The following is a 14,831-nucleotide window of genomic DNA, read 5'->3' on the forward strand; positions in this document are numbered from 1 at the left end:
GTGTAAGGCCCCGGAGATGGAGTCATATTATGGACGTGGTTGCGCTCACTATATATTTCTATTATTCTGGAAATATAGAAATAAAATTACGAGGAATGGGATGGAGCTGAAAATCGCCGCGATGGTGCTGAAAGAACTTGGCCACACCACTCGTCTCGATATTTACAAAACACTCGTTAAGGCCGGACGTCAGGGACTGCCCGTGGGGGAACTGCAGCAACATCTCGCCATTCCGGCCTCGACCCTGAGTCATCATCTTTCATCGCTGATATCCGTCTCACTGGTTCGCCAGGAAAGGCAGGGGAGAACACTGTTCTGCCACGCCTGTTATGACAACCTTGCTGCATTGATTGCCTTTCTGACAGAAGAGTGCTGTGCAGACGAATATGCCCCGCCTGGTTTTATGTCACCACCGGAGAAAAAATGATTGCTGAACTGAAAAATGTTGTTCCTGAGCTGTTTGATACAGGTCGCACCGGGGTCCGCCTGGGTGTAAAGACAGTTGACCATCCTCCCCGGATCCTGATGTTGTACGGTTCCGTTCGAGAGCGGTCCTACAGCCGTCTGGCCACCGAAGAGGCTGCCCGGCTTCTTACCGCCATGGGTGCGGATGTCCGCATCTTTAATCCTTCCGGTCTCCCTCTGCCGGATGATGCAGCGGATACGCATCCCAGGGTTATGGAACTTCGCGAAATGGTGCGCTGGTCTGAAGGGATGGTATGGTGCTCTCCTGAACGTCATGGTGCGATGACCGGCATTATGAAAGCCCAGATTGACTGGATACCACTATCAGAGGGCGCAGTACGCCCTTCTCAGGGAAAAACCCTGGCCGTCATGCAGGTCTGCGGAGGCTCCCAGTCTTTCAATGCGGTAAACCAGATGCGTATTCTTGGCCGCTGGATGCGAATGATTACTATACCTAATCAATCCTCGGTAGCGAAAGCCTGGCAGGAGTTTGATGAAGACGGACGGATGAAACCATCCCCGTACTACGACCGTATTGTGGATGTAATGGAAGAGCTGATGAAGTTTACCCTGCTGACCCGGGAGTATGCAGCGTATCTCGTCGATCGCTACAGTGAACGTAAAGAGTCGGCAGAAGCACTTTCCCGGCGGGTGAATCAGAGCAAAATCTGAGGGCTGGTATGAGTGATGTAACGGCATTCAACAACTGCATGAGCGTGTTCTGGCAACAGCATGAAGCAGAGCTCTCCCGTTTTCTGGCATCAAGGACAGGCGATCGGGAGCAGGCAGCCGATCTGCTTCAGGAAGTCTTCCTGCGCGCCCGGGCCTGTGCAGACCGCTTCTGTGAAATGGAGAACCCGCGGGCCTGGCTGTACCGGACGGCGAGGAATCTGCTGACGGATGAGTACCGTGCCGCCAGAGACGTCGTGGTGCTGGAAGACGAGATCCCGCTGCCTGACGCCTTCCATGAGGCGGTTTCAACGCTGGAGATTTGCCTGCCTGAAACCCTGCAGGCCTTACCTGACGAGGAAAGATGGCTGATAGAAGAGGCCGATCTGAACCGGCGTCCCCAGCAGCGCCTGGCCGACGAGCTGGGGATCACGCTGACGGCGTTTAAGTCGCGCCTGCTTCGCGCCCGGAAACATCTGAAGAAGACGATGACGGAACTCTGCCAGGTGGAAGTGGATGATGCGTCTTCCGTCTGCTGCCATAAAAAAATGGATTAACCGCGCATCTTTTTCCCGCCTCACTCGTTTACCTCAGTGTAAAGCCCCATCATTCAACACTGAGGTAAACAGTCCATGTCAAAAATTGAGATCTTTGAAGCCGCAGGCTGCTGTGCGACCAGCAGCGTCGTGGTCAGCGATGAAGCCGTCAAATGGAACGCCAGCGCCGAATGGGCGAAAAAGCATGGTGTGAATATTCAGCGTTACAGCCTGGCAAAGAACCCGCAGCAGTTCCTGAATACGCCCGTCATCAGGGCCTTCCTGAACACGTCAGGAATGGAGTCCCTTCCCGCTACCCTGCTTGACGGCCAGCTGGTGATGGCGGGCAAGCTCCCGTCCCGGGAAGATATCGCCCGCTGGGCCGGTATTTCCCTCACGCAGGACTGGAATGAAGACAGCACGCAGCCGCGCTGCTGCAGCATTCCCCGTATGCCTTAATCCCGGAGGAGCTCAACAATGACGATGCCATTTTTACAGAATATCCCCCCGTTTATCTTCTTCACCGGCAAAGGCGGCGTGGGGAAAACCTCTCTGGCCTGCGCGACGGCGGTATGGCTGGCTGACCAGGGCCGGAGAACGCTTCTGGTCAGTACCGATCCGGCCTCCAATGTCGGTCAGGTCTTCAGCCAGACTGTGGGCCACCGGATCACTGGTATCCGCACCGTGGAAAACCTTGCGGCAATGGAAGTTGACCCGATGGCGGCCGCGCAGGCTTACCGCGATCGCGTGCTCGATCCTGTTCGTGAACTGATGCCTGCCGATGTCATCAGCAACATTGAAGAACAGCTTTCCGGTTCATGTACCACGGAGATCGCGGCGTTTGATGAATTTACCGCGCTGCTGACCAGTCATGAACTGCGCGAAAAATATGATCATATCGTCTTTGATACTGCACCAACCGGACACACCATCCGTATGCTTGAGCTGCCGGGCGCCTGGAGCGGGTACCTCGATGCACATCCTGATGCTGCGGCGAACCTCGGCCCTCTGGTGGGGCTGGAGAAACAACAGGACCAGTACGCTGACGCAGTGAAAGCCCTCTCTGATACGGCACTCACGCGACTGGTTCTGGTTGCCCGCGCACAGGCGTCGACCCTGAAAGAGGTCTCCCATACCCACGAGGAGCTGTCGGCTATCGGTCTGCAGCATCAGCACCTTGCCATCAATGGCGTGCTGCCTCCCTTTGCCGGTGAACAGGATCCGCTGGCGCACAGTATTCTGGCGCGGGAGGAACGGGCCTTACGGGCCATGCCTGAAAACCTCGCGCATCTTCCCCGGTCGATGCTGTATCTGAAGCCTTTTAATCTGGTTGGTCTGGAAGCCCTGAGGGCGCTGTTTACAGAGAGCACACTTGTTCTGCCGGATCCGGGAGCCACGCTCACGACGGTCGATTTACCGGAGCTTGCCTCCCTGGTGGAGGACCTCAGCCGAGCGGGAAAAGGGCTGGTCATGACGATGGGAAAAGGGGGCGTGGGGAAAACCACGGTGGCGGCTGCGGTCGCGGTCTCGCTGGCCAGACGCGGTCATAAAGTCCACCTGACCACCTCCGATCCGGCAGCCACCTGTCTTACACACTGGATGGCTCGCTGCCAGGCCTTCAGGTCAGCCGTATCGATCCAAAAGCAGAGACTGAGCGCTATCGTCGCTTTGTGCTGGAAAATCAGGGAAAAGGTCTGGATGAAGAGGGACTGGCGGTACTGGAGGAAGATCTCCGTTCCCCCTGCACCGAAGAGATTGCCGTGTTTCAGGCATTCTCCCGGATCATCAAAGAGGCCAACGACCATTTTGTCATTATAGACACTGCGCCCACCGGGCATACGCTGCTGTTGCTGGATGCAACCGGGGCCTATCACCGGGAAATGGTGCGCCAGATGGGGCAGGCTCACGATCACGTGATAACGCCAATGATGCAGCTGCAGGATCCGGAGAAGACCAGAGTCATTATCGTGACGCTTGCCGAAACCACGCCGGTACTGGAAGCGGCCGGGCTGCAGCAGGACTTACGCCGGGCCGGGATTGAACCCTGGGCGTGGGTCATCAATAACAGCCTCGCGGCCGCGAAGCCGTCCTCCCCGTTCCTGGTCACCCGTGCCCGTCGCGAACTGCCGCTGATCGACGACGTTGCCGGGCATTATGCACAGCGCATTGCCCTGACGCCACTGCTGAAGGACGACCCGGTAGGCGTGGACCTGCTGGCTGAAATGGCGGGCTGACAGGTGGGGCGACGCCCTACCTCCACTTAAAACATTTCCTTATACAGGTCATAAGATGAAGCGCTTAATCTGCCGTCGCGAATTCCGGTAGTGTGTCAGTCAACGTCACAGGAGTCATACAATGCACATTATCAATGCTGAAGAGCAGCACATTCCCGCCATACGGCGCATTTACGCCCATCATGTCCTGCACGGCACAGGCAGCTTCGAGACGGAACCCCCGGACACGCAGGAAATGCTTGCCCGGGTGAAAAATGTTCAGTCACGTGGATTTCCCTGGTATATCGCCCTGCAGGGGGAGACGGTCATCGGCTACTGTTATCTCTCCCGCTACCGCGAACGCCATGCCTACCGGTTTACGGTTGAAAATTCGGTGTACATCGATCCGGCTTATCAGCGGCAGGGGGGCGGAAAAGCCTTACTCGATCATGCCTTAACATGGGCCCGGTCTCAGGGATACCGCCAGATGATAGCGGTTGTGGGGGACAGTGCGAACGTCGCGTCTGTAGCGCTGCATCTTCGCGCCGGATTTACTGAAATCGGCACGCTGAAGGACATCGGTTTCAAGCATGGCCGCTGGCTGGACACGGTGTTGCTGCAGCGTCAGCTGGGAAAAGGGAGCTGTACGCTGCCGGACAGTCCGGTACCCGGACGCTGAGGCAGGAGAAAGGGGGCATCGCCCCCTTTCGGTTATTTCAGCCGTTTCCCTGCCTCATCTACTACTTTCTCGCCGTCTTCCTTAGCAAATGCGCCTTTTTGCGCATCCGGAAGAATATCCAGTACCACTTCGGAAGGGCGGCACAGACGCGTTCCCAACGGTGTCACCACAATCGGACGGTTAATCAGGATCGGATGCTGAAGCATAAAATCGATTAACTGATCGTCAGTAAACTTATCTTCCTCAAGCCCCAGTTCTTCATAAGGCTCGACGTTTTTGCGCAGCAAAGCCCGGACTGAAATGCCCATATCTGCAATGAGTTTGACCAGCTCATCGCGTGACGGTGGATTTTCAAGGTAATGAATAACGGTCGGTTCATTACCACTGTTGCGGATCATCTCCAGCGTATTACGCGACGTGCCGCAGGCCGGGTTGTGATAAATGGTGATGTTGCTCATATCAGTATCTCATTACAAAGTGAAAGAGAGACGTAGCGCCAGCGCTGCCAGCGTTACAAACAGCACAGGCAGAGTCATGACGATCCCGGTGCGGAAATAGTATCCCCAGGTGATGGTCATATTCTTCTGTGAAAGGACATGCAGCCAGAGCAGCGTTGCCAGGCTACCAATAGGTGTAATTTTAGGTCCCAGATCGCAGCCAATCACGTTGGCGTAGATCATCGCTTCTTTGATAACGCCTGTTGCGGTGCTTCCATCGATAGAAAGAGCGCCAACCAGCACGGTAGGCATGTTGTTCATGATGGAAGACAGGAAAGCCGTCAGGAAGCCAGTACCCAGCGTTGCAGCCCAGAGTCCTTTATCCGCAAGTACATTCAGCACACCTGAAAGGTATTCGGTTAGCCCGGCGTTGCGCAGACCGTAGACCACCAGGTACATCCCCAATGAGAAGATGACGATCTGCCATGGCGCACCGCGCAGCACTTTGCCAGTTTTAATGGCATGGCCTCGTTTAGCTACTGCAAACAGGATCACAGCTCCAACAGCCGCAATCGCGCTAACGGGAATACCAAGCGGCTCAAGGACAAAGAACCCAACCAGCAGAAGTATTAAAACTATCCAGCCGGTTCTGAAGGTTGCCAGATCTTTAATCGCTTTTGCCGGTGCTTTCAGAAGAGCCAGGTCGTAAGTCGGTGGGATATCCTTGCGGAAGAACAAATGCAGCATAACCAACGTGGCAACAATGGCTGCAATATCCACCGGCACCATTACCGACGCATACTCGGTGAAGCCCAGTCCAAAGAAGTCTGCAGAAACGATGTTAACCAGGTTGGACACGATAAGCGGCAGGCTGGCTGTATCGGCAATAAACCCGGCAGCCATGACGAATGCCAGTGTCGTGCCTTTGCTGAACCCTAATGCCAGCAGCATGGCGATGACTATCGGCGTCAGAATAAGTGCCGCACCATCGTTGGCAAACAGTGCCGCCACCGCTGCACCAAGCAGAACGATATACGTAAAGAGCAAACGGCCACGACCGTTACCCCAGCGCGAAACATGCAATGCCGCCCATTCGAAAAAGCCGGACTCATCAAGCAGCAGGCTGATAATAATCACGGCAATAAAGGTCGCCGTCGCGTTCCAGACGATATTCCACACCACCGGAATATCGCCCACATGCACAACGCCAGATATCAGAGCCAGTCCCGCGCCCAGCATTGCACTCCAGCCGATCCCTAATCCCTTTGGTTGCCAGATAACCAAAACAATGGTCAGGACAAAAATAGCGCCTGCCAGTAACATAAAACCTCCTGACAGGGCGACTTTGTCGCCCTGTAGATGTCAAAAAATTAACTCATCAACTCTCTGAGCTTTTCAATACCGGCGGGCTCTGACGCCAGCACCGGAACAAGCGCTATACGGTCAGCATGCTGATTCTTAACAGCCTCAATCTGAGGCAGTTCCTGTTGAGCACGCTGACAAAGCAACGGAGAACGCGTATCCGCAATGGAAAGGCTGTTATTGATAATCCAGCCCCACGGATGAATCCCCGCTCTTTCAAGGTCAGCCTGCAGGTTTGCCGCTTCCAGCACCGGTGTGGTTTCAGGAAGCGTAACCAGCAGAACTTTGGTTCTATCCGGGTCCTGAAGCTGCATCATGGGGGTAGTAAAATGACCTTTACTCCCCATTTTTTTGGCAATCTCTCGGTGATAAGCCCCGGTCGCATCCAGCAACAGCAGCGTGTGTCCGGTAGGGGCGGTATCCATGACAACAAAGCGCTTACCCGCTTCACGAATCACACGGGAGAAGGCCTGAAACACGGCAATTTCTTCAGTACAGGGAGAGCGTAAATCCTCTTCCAGTAACCGTTTCCCTGCTTCGTCCAGATCTCTTCCCTTCGTCTCAAGAACATGCTGGCGATAGCGTTCGGTTTCATCGTGAGGGTTGATGCGGCTGACCTGCAGGTTTTTGAGGCTGCCGTTCAGCGTTGTACTCAGGTGCGCAGCAGGATCAGAGGTCGTGAGATGCACGTCAAATCCCATGTCGGCCAGCCTGACGGCGATGGCGGCAGCCATCGTGGTTTTCCCTACACCACCTTTGCCCATCAGCATAATCAGGCCGTGTTCACTGCGAGCGATATCATCGACCAGGCCAGAGAGTGATAAGTTTTCAGGCGTGTACAGGATGTTCGTTACCGGGAGCGGTAATGCCTCAGAACGGGTAGCCAGCAGTCCCTTCAATGCTGAAACACCAACCATATTGACTGGCTGGAGTAACAGGGTATCTGTCGGTAGCTCAGATAAACCGGCAGGAAGATTTGCCAGTGCCTCCTGCTCACGTTGCCATATCGCCGCGGCCAGGGCGTCATGTTCAGCTTCGGCTTCAGGCAGCACACCATTAATCACCAGATATTGATTTTTCAGGCCAATCTCAGCCAGTTCCTCATGAGTGCGGGCGACTTCCTGCAGCGTAGAATTTTGCAGTCGTGCAACCAGAACCAAGCGGGTACGTTCAGGGTCGGATAACGCCTCTACCGCATGAGCATACTGCTCACGCTGCTTTTCCAGCCCGGCCATCGGGCCAAGACAGGAGGCACCATCTGGATTGCTTTCAATAAAGCTACTCCAGGCACCAGGAAGCTGGAGAAGGCGAATCGTGTGGCCCGTCGGCGCGGTATCAAAAATGATGTGATCGAAACGGGTCAGCAGGGAAGCGTCTGTCAATAAGCCGGTGAACTCATCAAACGCCGCAATCTCAGTGGTGCAGGCTCCTGAAAGCTGCTCGCTGATACTGTTAACAACGTCATCAGGCAGAAGACCTTTGATAGGATCAACGATTCTGGCCCGATATTGCCGGGCGGCTTCCTGCGGGTCAATCTCCAGAGCAGAAAGCCCAGGAACTGCTGTCACAGGGCGAATCGTGTTACCGATAGCCAGATCGAATACCTGACCGACATTGGAGGCCGGGTCGGTACTGACCAGCAAAACCCGCTTACCCTGTTCGGCAAGGTGGATAGCCGTCGCGCAGGAAATGGAAGTTTTTCCTACACCACCCTTGCCAGTAAAAAACAGGTAAGGCGGGATATTCTGTAATAATTTCATATGTCCTCCTGACATATTCAGCAACAGGAAGTATTACCACCACAGCAACTGGTGGGAGCTAACCCTACCTTCTCCAGCGGAATACCGAACCAGCGAGCCAGCTCAGCGCGTTTTGGGTATCGCCCAGCCATCACCGTTTCGCCGTCCAGCAACAGCAGCGGAAGCCCTTCTGCGCCGGATGCATCGAGGAAGGCTTTCGCTTTCTCATTGTGAACAAAGCTCATGGGCTGCTGCGCCAGGTTGTAACGTTCAACCTGTACGCCACGTCCTTTCAGCCACTGCATATCAGCAGAAAAATCAACCAGAACCTGATCGACATCTGAACCACATACACCGGTACTGCAGCACATTGCCGGGTCAAACACTGTTAACGTCTTCATTCTGAATACCTCATACATTCGAAAAAACACATATGTTCAGGCAAATTTTTTAGATGCAAACAGCCTTACCGCTACCAGAGCAGTTTGCCGATGCCAGCTTACGGGCGATGGCCTGTACGTCGTCCTGTTGGCTTAACCAGGCCTGCTCAATCACCTGAGCAGCCCAGGAAGGAATATGCGGGGATAAGCGATAATGAACCCATTTCCCCTGCTTGCGATCCAGCAATAGACCGCTTTCCCGGAGCATTGCCAGATGACGGGAGATCTTGGGCTGGGACTCATCCAGCGCCGTGCAGAAATCGCAGACGCACAGTTCTCCCAGCTCCCTGAGCAGCAGGACAATACCCAGACGGGTTTCATCGGACAGGTTTTTGAAAAGCTTAAGGGCTGTAAGGGGCATTATTCCTCCTGTTCGGTTGCGTAAAGCATACGCCCGAAGACAAAAAAAACAACCATATATTCGGAAAATCGAATGTGTGAAAGTGTCAGATGACGCTGTCACGCTGGTATACGTCCATTACTTTCCGGGGAAAATACATGTGTGTTACAGAGATCCGACTTAGCCAGAAATCGGATCTGCGCGGCGGGAAACCGGTAAGTGATATGATAATTAAGTCACACTCACAAAATCATACTTGATATGATATTTATCATTAACCGCATAATAATATCTGATATGATGTTTAAATGATGAATAACAAATCATATATGATATGATTTATCTTCTTTAATCACATAATCAGACGGAGCGTGCAGGATGGATGAGAAAGTATTCTTTCACCTGAGTTATGAAACCATGCTTGGCGACACGGAAGATTTTATTAACGCGTGTCTTGAACGGGCAAACCGTGCGGACTGCAATGATGCCGATGCGGAGATTGCCCGGGCACGCAGCGCGATCGAACTCTGGTACCACCTGGCGATGGCGGGCCGTGCCCCGGAAGACGTCGCCGACAGGGACCATCTGCGCCTCACCGGAATGCTCCTGCGCGCTCCCACAGCAGAACAACGTTCATGGCAGCAGTAACAACCTCCCGCAGGCCGTCGCCGCTGCAGCGACGGGTACTGATTGTGCTGGCCGCCCTCGATGCGAAACGTCCGGGGCCGGTGGCGACGCGGGATATCGAGCGGGTGCTGGAGCAGGGCGGGGACGCCCCGGTGTACGGACCGAACCTGCGCGCCTCCTGCCGGCGCATGGAAGCCGCGGGCTGGCTGCGCACCCTGCGCGCGCCGAACCTGCAGCTGGCCGCCGAGCTGACGGAGGCCGGTCGCGGCATTGCAGAACCGCTCTTCCAGGCAGAACGCGAGGCTGAAACGGCACGACAACGACTGACCGACGTCCGGCGTCTGCCGTTACGCCAGACGGCTGCCGGTGACGCGGTGGAGCTGCAGCTGGGTGACGGCCATTACACCATCAGGGAAGCGGCCTACGTGATCCGTCTGGACGGTACCACCTGCCTGCAGCTGACGGATGCCGGCGGCATACGCCGGATAAAAGAGGGCGATCCCCTGCAGGTGGCCAGCTGGTATCAGGCCTGTTTTGATGCAGGCCTGCCGGTCATCGTTCAGGTGAATGAGAGCCGGGACTGATCGCCACCACACAAGGAACAGGAGCATAAAATGAAAGTCACTGAACCCGGACTGAATACGCTGATCGATAACCTGAACACCCTGATTTGTGAGGACAGCCTGCTCACGCGCCAGGAGCGTGAAACCCTGGTGCGGGCCGTGGCGGCCATCGGCGCCATGAAAGCACGCGTCAGCATGAAAAAAGGCGAAGCGCCGACCGTTGCCAGACGGGAAAAAAGGGAGAAAAAAGACCGCCAGCCTGATCCGCGTTTTCCGCGAGCCGGTCATCCCTGGCAGGAAGACGAAAAAACCTTACTGAGTGATGCGCTTGAACCGGTCCCGGATGAAGAGATCGGTACGCATCTTTTCTGGCTTTCCGAGAAACTGGGCAGAACGCCTTTCAGTGTTGCTTTCCAGATCGCGGCAATCAGGGAGCTGCAGGACGGCTGGGAGGAGCAGTTCAGGGAGATTTCGGATAAAATTCGCTTGTCCGGCCTGAGCATCAGTGATTATCTGAAGCAGAACGGCACGGGCCATAACGCCTGAAGAAATTTGCGTTACAGAAAAATTATATAACTGAGGGGCAGTGATGAAAACAGCGATATGGGTGGTGGTGTATTTCACGATGTGTTTTCTGCTTTTCACAGGCTGGATTTTCGCCTTTGCGCAGTATGCGCCCTATAACGGGCAGGAACACGCGTTTTCTCTGACGTATCTGCTTAATTTATTTTTTCTTCATGTAGTGATGGTACCTTACTACGAGTTTTTTCAGACTGAAATATACAGCAATGTATTAATGAGTCTGGCAGATGAATCCGGTCAGATGATACGTTTTCATCACGTGGTACCTGTTCTAGGGATATATAGTCTGTCCGCACTCTTAACTTTTGTAGGTTACATCATATATGCAAAATGGTTCACTCATAACCGGCTGAAAGGAAATCTTCTTCCAAAATGAAATTACCGGGACACCTCAGGATATAAAAAACCAATGACGAAACAGGAATGGATTTTAAGACTACGCCGCTGTACATCTAAGGAAACTCTGGAAAGGATAATAGAAAAAAATAAATATTCCCTGACGGATGACGAACTTGAGCACTTTAATGCCGCAGTGGATCACCGGCTGGCGGAAATGGCAATGGGGAAGTTTTATGATAAAATTCCTGCAGGCGTCTGGAAATATGTTAAATAAAACAGCCAGCATCAGTCTGTTCGCAGTTATCTCACCTGGAGCGCAATCATGAATATGATATTTGAACTGATTGGATTGTTACTTGTAGTCGGATGCGCATTCTTCACCACTTTTTTCTTAGCCGCAGTAGCAGGCACTATGGTAGTTATTTTTGGGTGGGGAATTTCTATTGTCACCCCGAAGTTGGTTACCTGTACTAATGATTGCATCACTACTGTTTTTGATGCCAAACCCTTTGGCTGGCTTCTGATTGTGTTTTCATTAACCATGATGTTCTTTATTATCAGAGGTATGATTAAACGTTAGATTGCCTTTAGTGTGTAGTTAAATCATCATCATAACAGCGTTAATCTGAAACTGATATTGCCGGAGGGGATCATCATGACGGGAAGAGGCATTAACACAGTACGTATCGGCGATGAAGTGAAGCACATCACCGAGCTCGATGCACTAACACTCATGCATGAATGGTCAAAGCTTAAAAAAGAAAATGCAGACCTGTATGACTATAACGGTCAGGTTAACCGGGGGTGGCGCGGCTTTATTCTTCGCATGATGGGTATCCATTTGCCTGATAACGACCGTGTTCGTCTTCAGGGCATTAATGCCAGAAAAGACTCCATCTATCCAGAATGAAGCCACGCCTGCAGCGATAATGAGCTGACTATTGCAGAAGATCAGCCATCATTTTTCATTAAATGTATGATATTTAACATAAAACGCATTATCGGTACTTTGAAGTGTATAGCATTTGCTATACGTTCGTGTTGTGTTATTCTTGTATATCAATTGCTATACAAGAGAGGTGTGTATGAAATCAGATGTTCAACTCAACCTAAGAGCTAAAGAGTCTCAGAGAGCACTCATCGATGCTGCTGCAGAGATCCTTCATAAATCGCGAACCGACTTTATCCTGGAGATGGCCTGCAAGGCTGCGGAGAATGTGATCCTTGATCGCCGTGTTTTCAATTTTAACGACGAACAGTATGCAGAGTTCATCGATATGCTCGATGCACCAGTCGAGGATGAGCCCGCCATTAATAAACTACTGGCAAGGAAACCTCAGTGGGACGTATAACCACGCCCGAGCCGTTATCCAGCTCTCATCAGCTGGCTGAGTTCGTCAGTGGAGAGACAGTCCTCGATGAATGGCTAAAACAGAGAGGTTTAAAAAATCAAGCTCTTGGCGCTGCCCGAACGTTCGTTGTTTGCAAGACGGGTACGAAGCAAGTAGCTGGTTTTTACTCTTTGGCCACCGGTAGCGTTAACCATACGGAAGCGACAGGTAGTCTTCGGCGTAACATGCCAGATCCTATACCGGTGATTATACTCGCTCGCCTGGCGGTAGATGTCTCATTGCACGGAAAAGGGGTTGGCGCCGATTTACTCCACGATGCAGTTCTACGGTGTTATCGCGTAGCTGAGAACATTGGGGTTCGTGCGATAATGGTTCATGCGCTTACTGAAGAAGCCAAAGGTTTCTATGCTCACCATGGATTTAAGGCATCACAAACTCATGAGAGGACTCTGTTTCTAAAGCTTCCATGACTGGTTGCTGGAATGGGAAAGTAGCTGGTTACCGTCTTAACATATTGATTTTTATGTTATTTATTTTAATATTTAACATAATCTTTGTTATGCGAACCGGCTTTGTCAGCACAAAGCGTTATTGTCGTCTCAGCACAATTCACACGCGTCGTGTACGCTAAGCCTTCATTTTGCTCAGCACAGGACCGCGATCTTATGTTGGTGACTATGACAGACAAAGAACTTTACCGGCTTGGCATTATTCAGCGAGTATTTGACCGGGCTTTGCTTCAGCGCGACGCAGCAGACATACTTAAGCTCAGTGTTCGTCAGGTGCAGCGTCTTGTGCGCCTGTACCGGACAGATGGCGCAACCGCGTTTGCATCTTCCCGCCGTGGACGTCCTGCAAACAACCGGATCGATGAAGAAACACGCTGTAAAGCCCTGGATTTGATCCGGTGCCACTATTCAGATTTTGGCCCAACGCTCGCAACCGAAAAACTGGCTGAACGCCATCATATTCATCTCTCTGTTGAAACCGTCCGTAACTGGATGACAGCCGACGGTCTCTGGCGTCCTCATTCCCGCCGGCGAACCCGGGTTTACCAGCCACGCTATCGTCGCGACTGTCTCGGTGAACTGGTTCAGATCGATGGCTCTCACCATGACTGGTTCGAAGGCAGAGCCCCAAAATGCTGTCTTCTGGTCTTCATGGATGATGCCACTGGTCGCATAATGCATCTTCGTTTTGGTGAAACCGAATCAGCCTTTGACTACATGCTTGCTACCCGTGTGGAGTGACCCCGAGCCCGTAGACAAATCTGCCCTATAGTTGGAGTGACCCCGAGCCCGTAGACAAATCTGCCCTATAGTTTGAGCATAGGAGGAGTCTATGGGCACACCACGTTTTACCCCTGAATTTAAGGAAGAGGCCGTCCGCCAGATCACCGAGCGGGGCTATTCTATTGCTGAAGTATCTGAACGGCTCGGCGTGTCGGCGCACAGCCTATATAAATGGCTCCGGGCTGTTAAGCCTGACAACAGTGGACAGCAGGCACAGGATTTACTGGATGCCAGAACAGAAATTCTCAGGCTGAAAGCACAGCTTAAACGCACTGAGGAAGAGCGGGATATTCTGAAAAAGGCAGCGCGGTACTTTGCAAGGGAGTCCGACTGAAGTATCGCTTTATCAACGATCACCGTGAAATCTGGTCGATCGTTACAATGTGTCGGGTCCTTAAGGTTGCCCGTGCCGGATTTTATGTCTGGCTCCACAACCCTGTATCTGCCGGAGAAAAGGATAACCAGCGACTGCTGGAACTCATCCGCGACTCCTATACGCTGAGTGGTGGAGTTTACGGTTATCGCAGGGTTCATGGCGATCTTCGCGAAATTGGCGAAGTGTGCAGCAGAAACCGGGTTGCCAAAATCATGAGGAAAAACAGGATTCAGGCTATACATGGTTATAAAGTGCCACGCGGGAGTCGGGGACGACCGTCACTGATAGCGCCTAATCACGTGCGGCGTGAATTTACTGTAGTGAAGCCCAATCAGGTGTGGGTCACCGACATCACCTACATCCGCACCTGGCAGGGCTGGCTGTACCTGGCAGTGGTTATCGATCTTTTTGCCCGTAATGTGGTGGGCTGGTCGATGAAGCCGACACTGTCGCGCGAGCTGGCACTGGATGCGCTGCTGATGGCGGTCTGGCGACGTAAACCTGAAGAAAACGTCATTGTGCACAGCGATCAGGGCAGTCAGTATGGCAGTGATGACTGGCAGCGGTTCTGCCGGGCCAATAATCTGGTACCGAGCATGAGCCGTCGCGGCAACTGCTGGGATAATGCAGTGGCAGAATCGTTCTTCAGTTCACTCAAAAAAGAGCGCATCAGGAAGCGGATATACAAAACCCGGGACATGGCCCGGGCGGATATTTTCGATTATATTGAAGTGTTCTACAACCGGGCCCGGCGCCACAGTCATCTCGGCGGCGTCAGCCCGGAGGCCTTCGAAAAGGCCTCGCAGTGAGGACAGAAACT

At 53.0% G+C, this 14,831-nt stretch carries 20 protein-coding genes and 2 pseudogenes; 17 read left to right on the plus strand and 5 right to left on the minus strand.

Translation table 11 applies throughout. From position 1 onward, the window contains the following. The first annotated feature begins 100 nt into the window (after positions 1–100). The 6 genes and pseudogenes from B8P98_RS28060 (at position 101) to B8P98_RS28085 (ending at position 4,562) form a co-directional block, all read left to right on the plus strand. Complete coding sequence (locus B8P98_RS28060) at positions 101–427, plus strand: ArsR/SmtB family transcription factor (RefSeq protein ID WP_004152092.1); 327 nt, start codon at positions 101–103, stop codon at positions 425–427. Next, complete coding sequence (gene arsH / locus B8P98_RS28065; protein ID WP_004152093.1) at positions 424–1,137, plus strand: arsenical resistance protein ArsH; 714 nt, start codon at positions 424–426, stop codon at positions 1,135–1,137. The genes B8P98_RS28060 and arsH overlap by 4 nt, the downstream gene beginning before the upstream one ends. Positions 1,138–1,145: 8 nt before the next feature. After that, complete coding sequence (locus B8P98_RS28070; RefSeq protein ID WP_004182005.1) at positions 1,146–1,691, plus strand: sigma-70 family RNA polymerase sigma factor; 546 nt, start codon at positions 1,146–1,148, stop codon at positions 1,689–1,691. Positions 1,692–1,766: 75 nt separating this feature from the next. Next, positions 1,767–2,129: an arsenic metallochaperone ArsD family protein gene (locus tag B8P98_RS28075; protein WP_004152095.1), complete on the plus strand. Its 363-nt coding sequence runs from the start codon at positions 1,767–1,769 to the stop codon at positions 2,127–2,129. 18 nt (positions 2,130–2,147) lie between these two features. After that, positions 2,148–3,904: pseudogene (arsA, locus tag B8P98_RS28080) on the plus strand (arsenical pump-driving ATPase). A 121-nt stretch (positions 3,905–4,025) separates the two neighbouring features. Further along, positions 4,026–4,562 carry a GNAT family N-acetyltransferase gene (locus tag B8P98_RS28085; protein ID WP_004152096.1) on the plus strand — a complete coding sequence of 179 codons (537 nt, stop codon included), beginning with the start codon at positions 4,026–4,028 and terminating at the stop codon, positions 4,560–4,562. 32 nt (positions 4,563–4,594) lie between these two features. Here the strand turns inward: B8P98_RS28085 and arsC are convergent, their stop codons facing one another. Genes arsC through arsR form a run of 5 tightly spaced genes read right to left on the minus strand, consistent with a single transcriptional unit; the run spans position 4,595 to position 8,901 of the window. After that, positions 4,595–5,020, minus strand: coding sequence for a glutaredoxin-dependent arsenate reductase (gene arsC / locus B8P98_RS28090; protein WP_004152097.1), 426 nt, complete (start codon positions 5,018–5,020; stop codon positions 4,595–4,597). Positions 5,021–5,032: 12 nt separating this feature from the next. Further along, positions 5,033–6,322: an arsenite efflux transporter membrane subunit ArsB gene (arsB, locus tag B8P98_RS28095; protein WP_004152098.1), complete on the minus strand. Its 1,290-nt coding sequence runs from the start codon at positions 6,320–6,322 to the stop codon at positions 5,033–5,035. Positions 6,323–6,369: 47 nt separating this feature from the next. Next, complete coding sequence (gene arsA, locus B8P98_RS28100) at positions 6,370–8,121, minus strand: arsenite efflux transporter ATPase subunit ArsA (protein ID WP_004152099.1); 1,752 nt, start codon at positions 8,119–8,121, stop codon at positions 6,370–6,372. A gap of 17 nt (positions 8,122–8,138) precedes the next feature. Next, on the minus strand, positions 8,139–8,501 hold the full coding sequence (gene arsD, locus B8P98_RS28105; RefSeq protein WP_004152100.1) for an arsenite efflux transporter metallochaperone ArsD: 363 nt from the start codon (positions 8,499–8,501) through the stop codon (positions 8,139–8,141). 49 nt (positions 8,502–8,550) lie between these two features. Beyond that, entirely contained in the window at positions 8,551–8,901 is a 351-nt protein-coding gene (gene arsR / locus B8P98_RS28110; RefSeq protein WP_004152101.1) for an As(III)-sensing metalloregulatory transcriptional repressor ArsR, read from the minus strand. A gap of 357 nt (positions 8,902–9,258) precedes the next feature. Between arsR and B8P98_RS28115 the strand changes: the two genes are divergently transcribed. The 11 genes and pseudogenes from B8P98_RS28115 (at position 9,259) to B8P98_RS28170 (ending at position 14,820) form a co-directional block, all read left to right on the plus strand. Further along, positions 9,259–9,528 carry a hypothetical protein gene (locus B8P98_RS28115; RefSeq protein WP_004152102.1) on the plus strand — a complete coding sequence of 90 codons (270 nt, stop codon included), beginning with the start codon at positions 9,259–9,261 and terminating at the stop codon, positions 9,526–9,528. Continuing rightward, positions 9,516–10,091, plus strand: coding sequence for a hypothetical protein (locus tag B8P98_RS28120; RefSeq protein ID WP_040207219.1), 576 nt, complete (start codon positions 9,516–9,518; stop codon positions 10,089–10,091). Before B8P98_RS28115 ends, B8P98_RS28120 begins: the two co-directional genes overlap by 13 nt. Positions 10,092–10,121: 30 nt before the next feature. Beyond that, the gene (locus B8P98_RS28125; RefSeq protein WP_004152104.1) at positions 10,122–10,616 is read left to right on the plus strand and encodes a DNA-binding protein; all 495 of its coding nucleotides are present in this window, start codon (positions 10,122–10,124) and stop codon (positions 10,614–10,616) included. A gap of 43 nt (positions 10,617–10,659) precedes the next feature. After that, positions 10,660–11,028 (plus strand): hypothetical protein, encoded by a 369-nt coding sequence (locus B8P98_RS28130; RefSeq protein ID WP_004152105.1) that lies wholly within the window; start codon positions 10,660–10,662, stop codon positions 11,026–11,028. A gap of 33 nt (positions 11,029–11,061) precedes the next feature. Beyond that, positions 11,062–11,265, plus strand: coding sequence for an HHA domain-containing protein (locus B8P98_RS28135; RefSeq protein ID WP_004152106.1), 204 nt, complete (start codon positions 11,062–11,064; stop codon positions 11,263–11,265). A 48-nt stretch (positions 11,266–11,313) separates the two neighbouring features. Then, complete coding sequence (locus tag B8P98_RS28140) at positions 11,314–11,571, plus strand: hypothetical protein (protein WP_004152107.1); 258 nt, start codon at positions 11,314–11,316, stop codon at positions 11,569–11,571. 75 nt (positions 11,572–11,646) lie between these two features. Then, positions 11,647–11,901, plus strand: a complete 255-nt coding sequence (locus B8P98_RS28145) for a hypothetical protein (RefSeq protein ID WP_004152108.1) — start codon at positions 11,647–11,649, stop codon at positions 11,899–11,901. A 175-nt stretch (positions 11,902–12,076) separates the two neighbouring features. After that, positions 12,077–12,343 (plus strand): type II toxin-antitoxin system TacA family antitoxin, encoded by a 267-nt coding sequence (locus tag B8P98_RS28150; RefSeq protein WP_003026799.1) that lies wholly within the window; start codon positions 12,077–12,079, stop codon positions 12,341–12,343. Then, the gene (locus B8P98_RS28155; RefSeq protein ID WP_003026803.1) at positions 12,331–12,813 is read left to right on the plus strand and encodes a GNAT family N-acetyltransferase; all 483 of its coding nucleotides are present in this window, start codon (positions 12,331–12,333) and stop codon (positions 12,811–12,813) included. The genes B8P98_RS28150 and B8P98_RS28155 overlap by 13 nt, the downstream gene beginning before the upstream one ends. Before the next feature lie 207 nt (positions 12,814–13,020). Next, positions 13,021–13,584, plus strand: a pseudogene (locus B8P98_RS28160) (helix-turn-helix domain-containing protein); the annotation flags it as partial. A gap of 100 nt (positions 13,585–13,684) precedes the next feature. Further along, positions 13,685–14,820 (plus strand): IS3-like element ISEc15 family transposase gene (locus B8P98_RS28170; protein ID WP_217353424.1). Its coding sequence is split into 2 segments (ribosomal slippage): positions 13,685–13,931 and positions 13,931–14,820, totalling 1,137 coding nucleotides; the frame shifts between segments, so codons are not numbered across the junction. Positions 14,821–14,831: the final 11 nt, after the last annotated feature.

It is taken from the genome of Klebsiella quasivariicola (assembly GCF_002269255.1).
Taxonomy (GTDB): Bacteria; Pseudomonadota; Gammaproteobacteria; order Enterobacterales; family Enterobacteriaceae; genus Klebsiella; species Klebsiella quasivariicola.

Excerpts from the sequence above, each read along its gene's own strand:
- arsC (WP_004152097.1), bottom strand. The coding sequence starts at position 5,020 with ATGAGCAACATCACCATTTATCACAACCCGGCCTGCGGCACGTCGCGT.
- B8P98_RS28085 (WP_004152096.1), top strand. The coding sequence starts at position 4,026 with ATGCACATTATCAATGCTGAAGAGCAGCACATTCCCGCCATACGGCGC.
- B8P98_RS28120 (WP_040207219.1), top strand. The coding sequence starts at position 9,516 with ATGGCAGCAGTAACAACCTCCCGCAGGCCGTCGCCGCTGCAGCGACGG.
- B8P98_RS28070 (WP_004182005.1), top strand. The coding sequence starts at position 1,146 with ATGAGTGATGTAACGGCATTCAACAACTGCATGAGCGTGTTCTGGCAA.
- arsB (WP_004152098.1), bottom strand. The coding sequence starts at position 6,322 with ATGTTACTGGCAGGCGCTATTTTTGTCCTGACCATTGTTTTGGTTATC.
- B8P98_RS28115 (WP_004152102.1), top strand. The coding sequence starts at position 9,259 with ATGGATGAGAAAGTATTCTTTCACCTGAGTTATGAAACCATGCTTGGC.
- B8P98_RS28060 (WP_004152092.1), top strand. The coding sequence starts at position 101 with ATGGAGCTGAAAATCGCCGCGATGGTGCTGAAAGAACTTGGCCACACC.
- B8P98_RS28145 (WP_004152108.1), top strand. The coding sequence starts at position 11,647 with ATGACGGGAAGAGGCATTAACACAGTACGTATCGGCGATGAAGTGAAG.
- B8P98_RS28140 (WP_004152107.1), top strand. The coding sequence starts at position 11,314 with ATGAATATGATATTTGAACTGATTGGATTGTTACTTGTAGTCGGATGC.
- arsD (WP_004152100.1), bottom strand. The coding sequence starts at position 8,501 with ATGAAGACGTTAACAGTGTTTGACCCGGCAATGTGCTGCAGTACCGGT.
- B8P98_RS28075 (WP_004152095.1), top strand. The coding sequence starts at position 1,767 with ATGTCAAAAATTGAGATCTTTGAAGCCGCAGGCTGCTGTGCGACCAGC.
- arsR (WP_004152101.1), bottom strand. The coding sequence starts at position 8,901 with ATGCCCCTTACAGCCCTTAAGCTTTTCAAAAACCTGTCCGATGAAACC.
- B8P98_RS28150 (WP_003026799.1), top strand. The coding sequence starts at position 12,077 with ATGAAATCAGATGTTCAACTCAACCTAAGAGCTAAAGAGTCTCAGAGA.
- arsA (WP_004152099.1), bottom strand. The coding sequence starts at position 8,121 with ATGAAATTATTACAGAATATCCCGCCTTACCTGTTTTTTACTGGCAAG.
- B8P98_RS28130 (WP_004152105.1), top strand. The coding sequence starts at position 10,660 with ATGAAAACAGCGATATGGGTGGTGGTGTATTTCACGATGTGTTTTCTG.
- arsH (WP_004152093.1), top strand. The coding sequence starts at position 424 with ATGATTGCTGAACTGAAAAATGTTGTTCCTGAGCTGTTTGATACAGGT.
- B8P98_RS28125 (WP_004152104.1), top strand. The coding sequence starts at position 10,122 with ATGAAAGTCACTGAACCCGGACTGAATACGCTGATCGATAACCTGAAC.
- B8P98_RS28135 (WP_004152106.1), top strand. The coding sequence starts at position 11,062 with ATGACGAAACAGGAATGGATTTTAAGACTACGCCGCTGTACATCTAAG.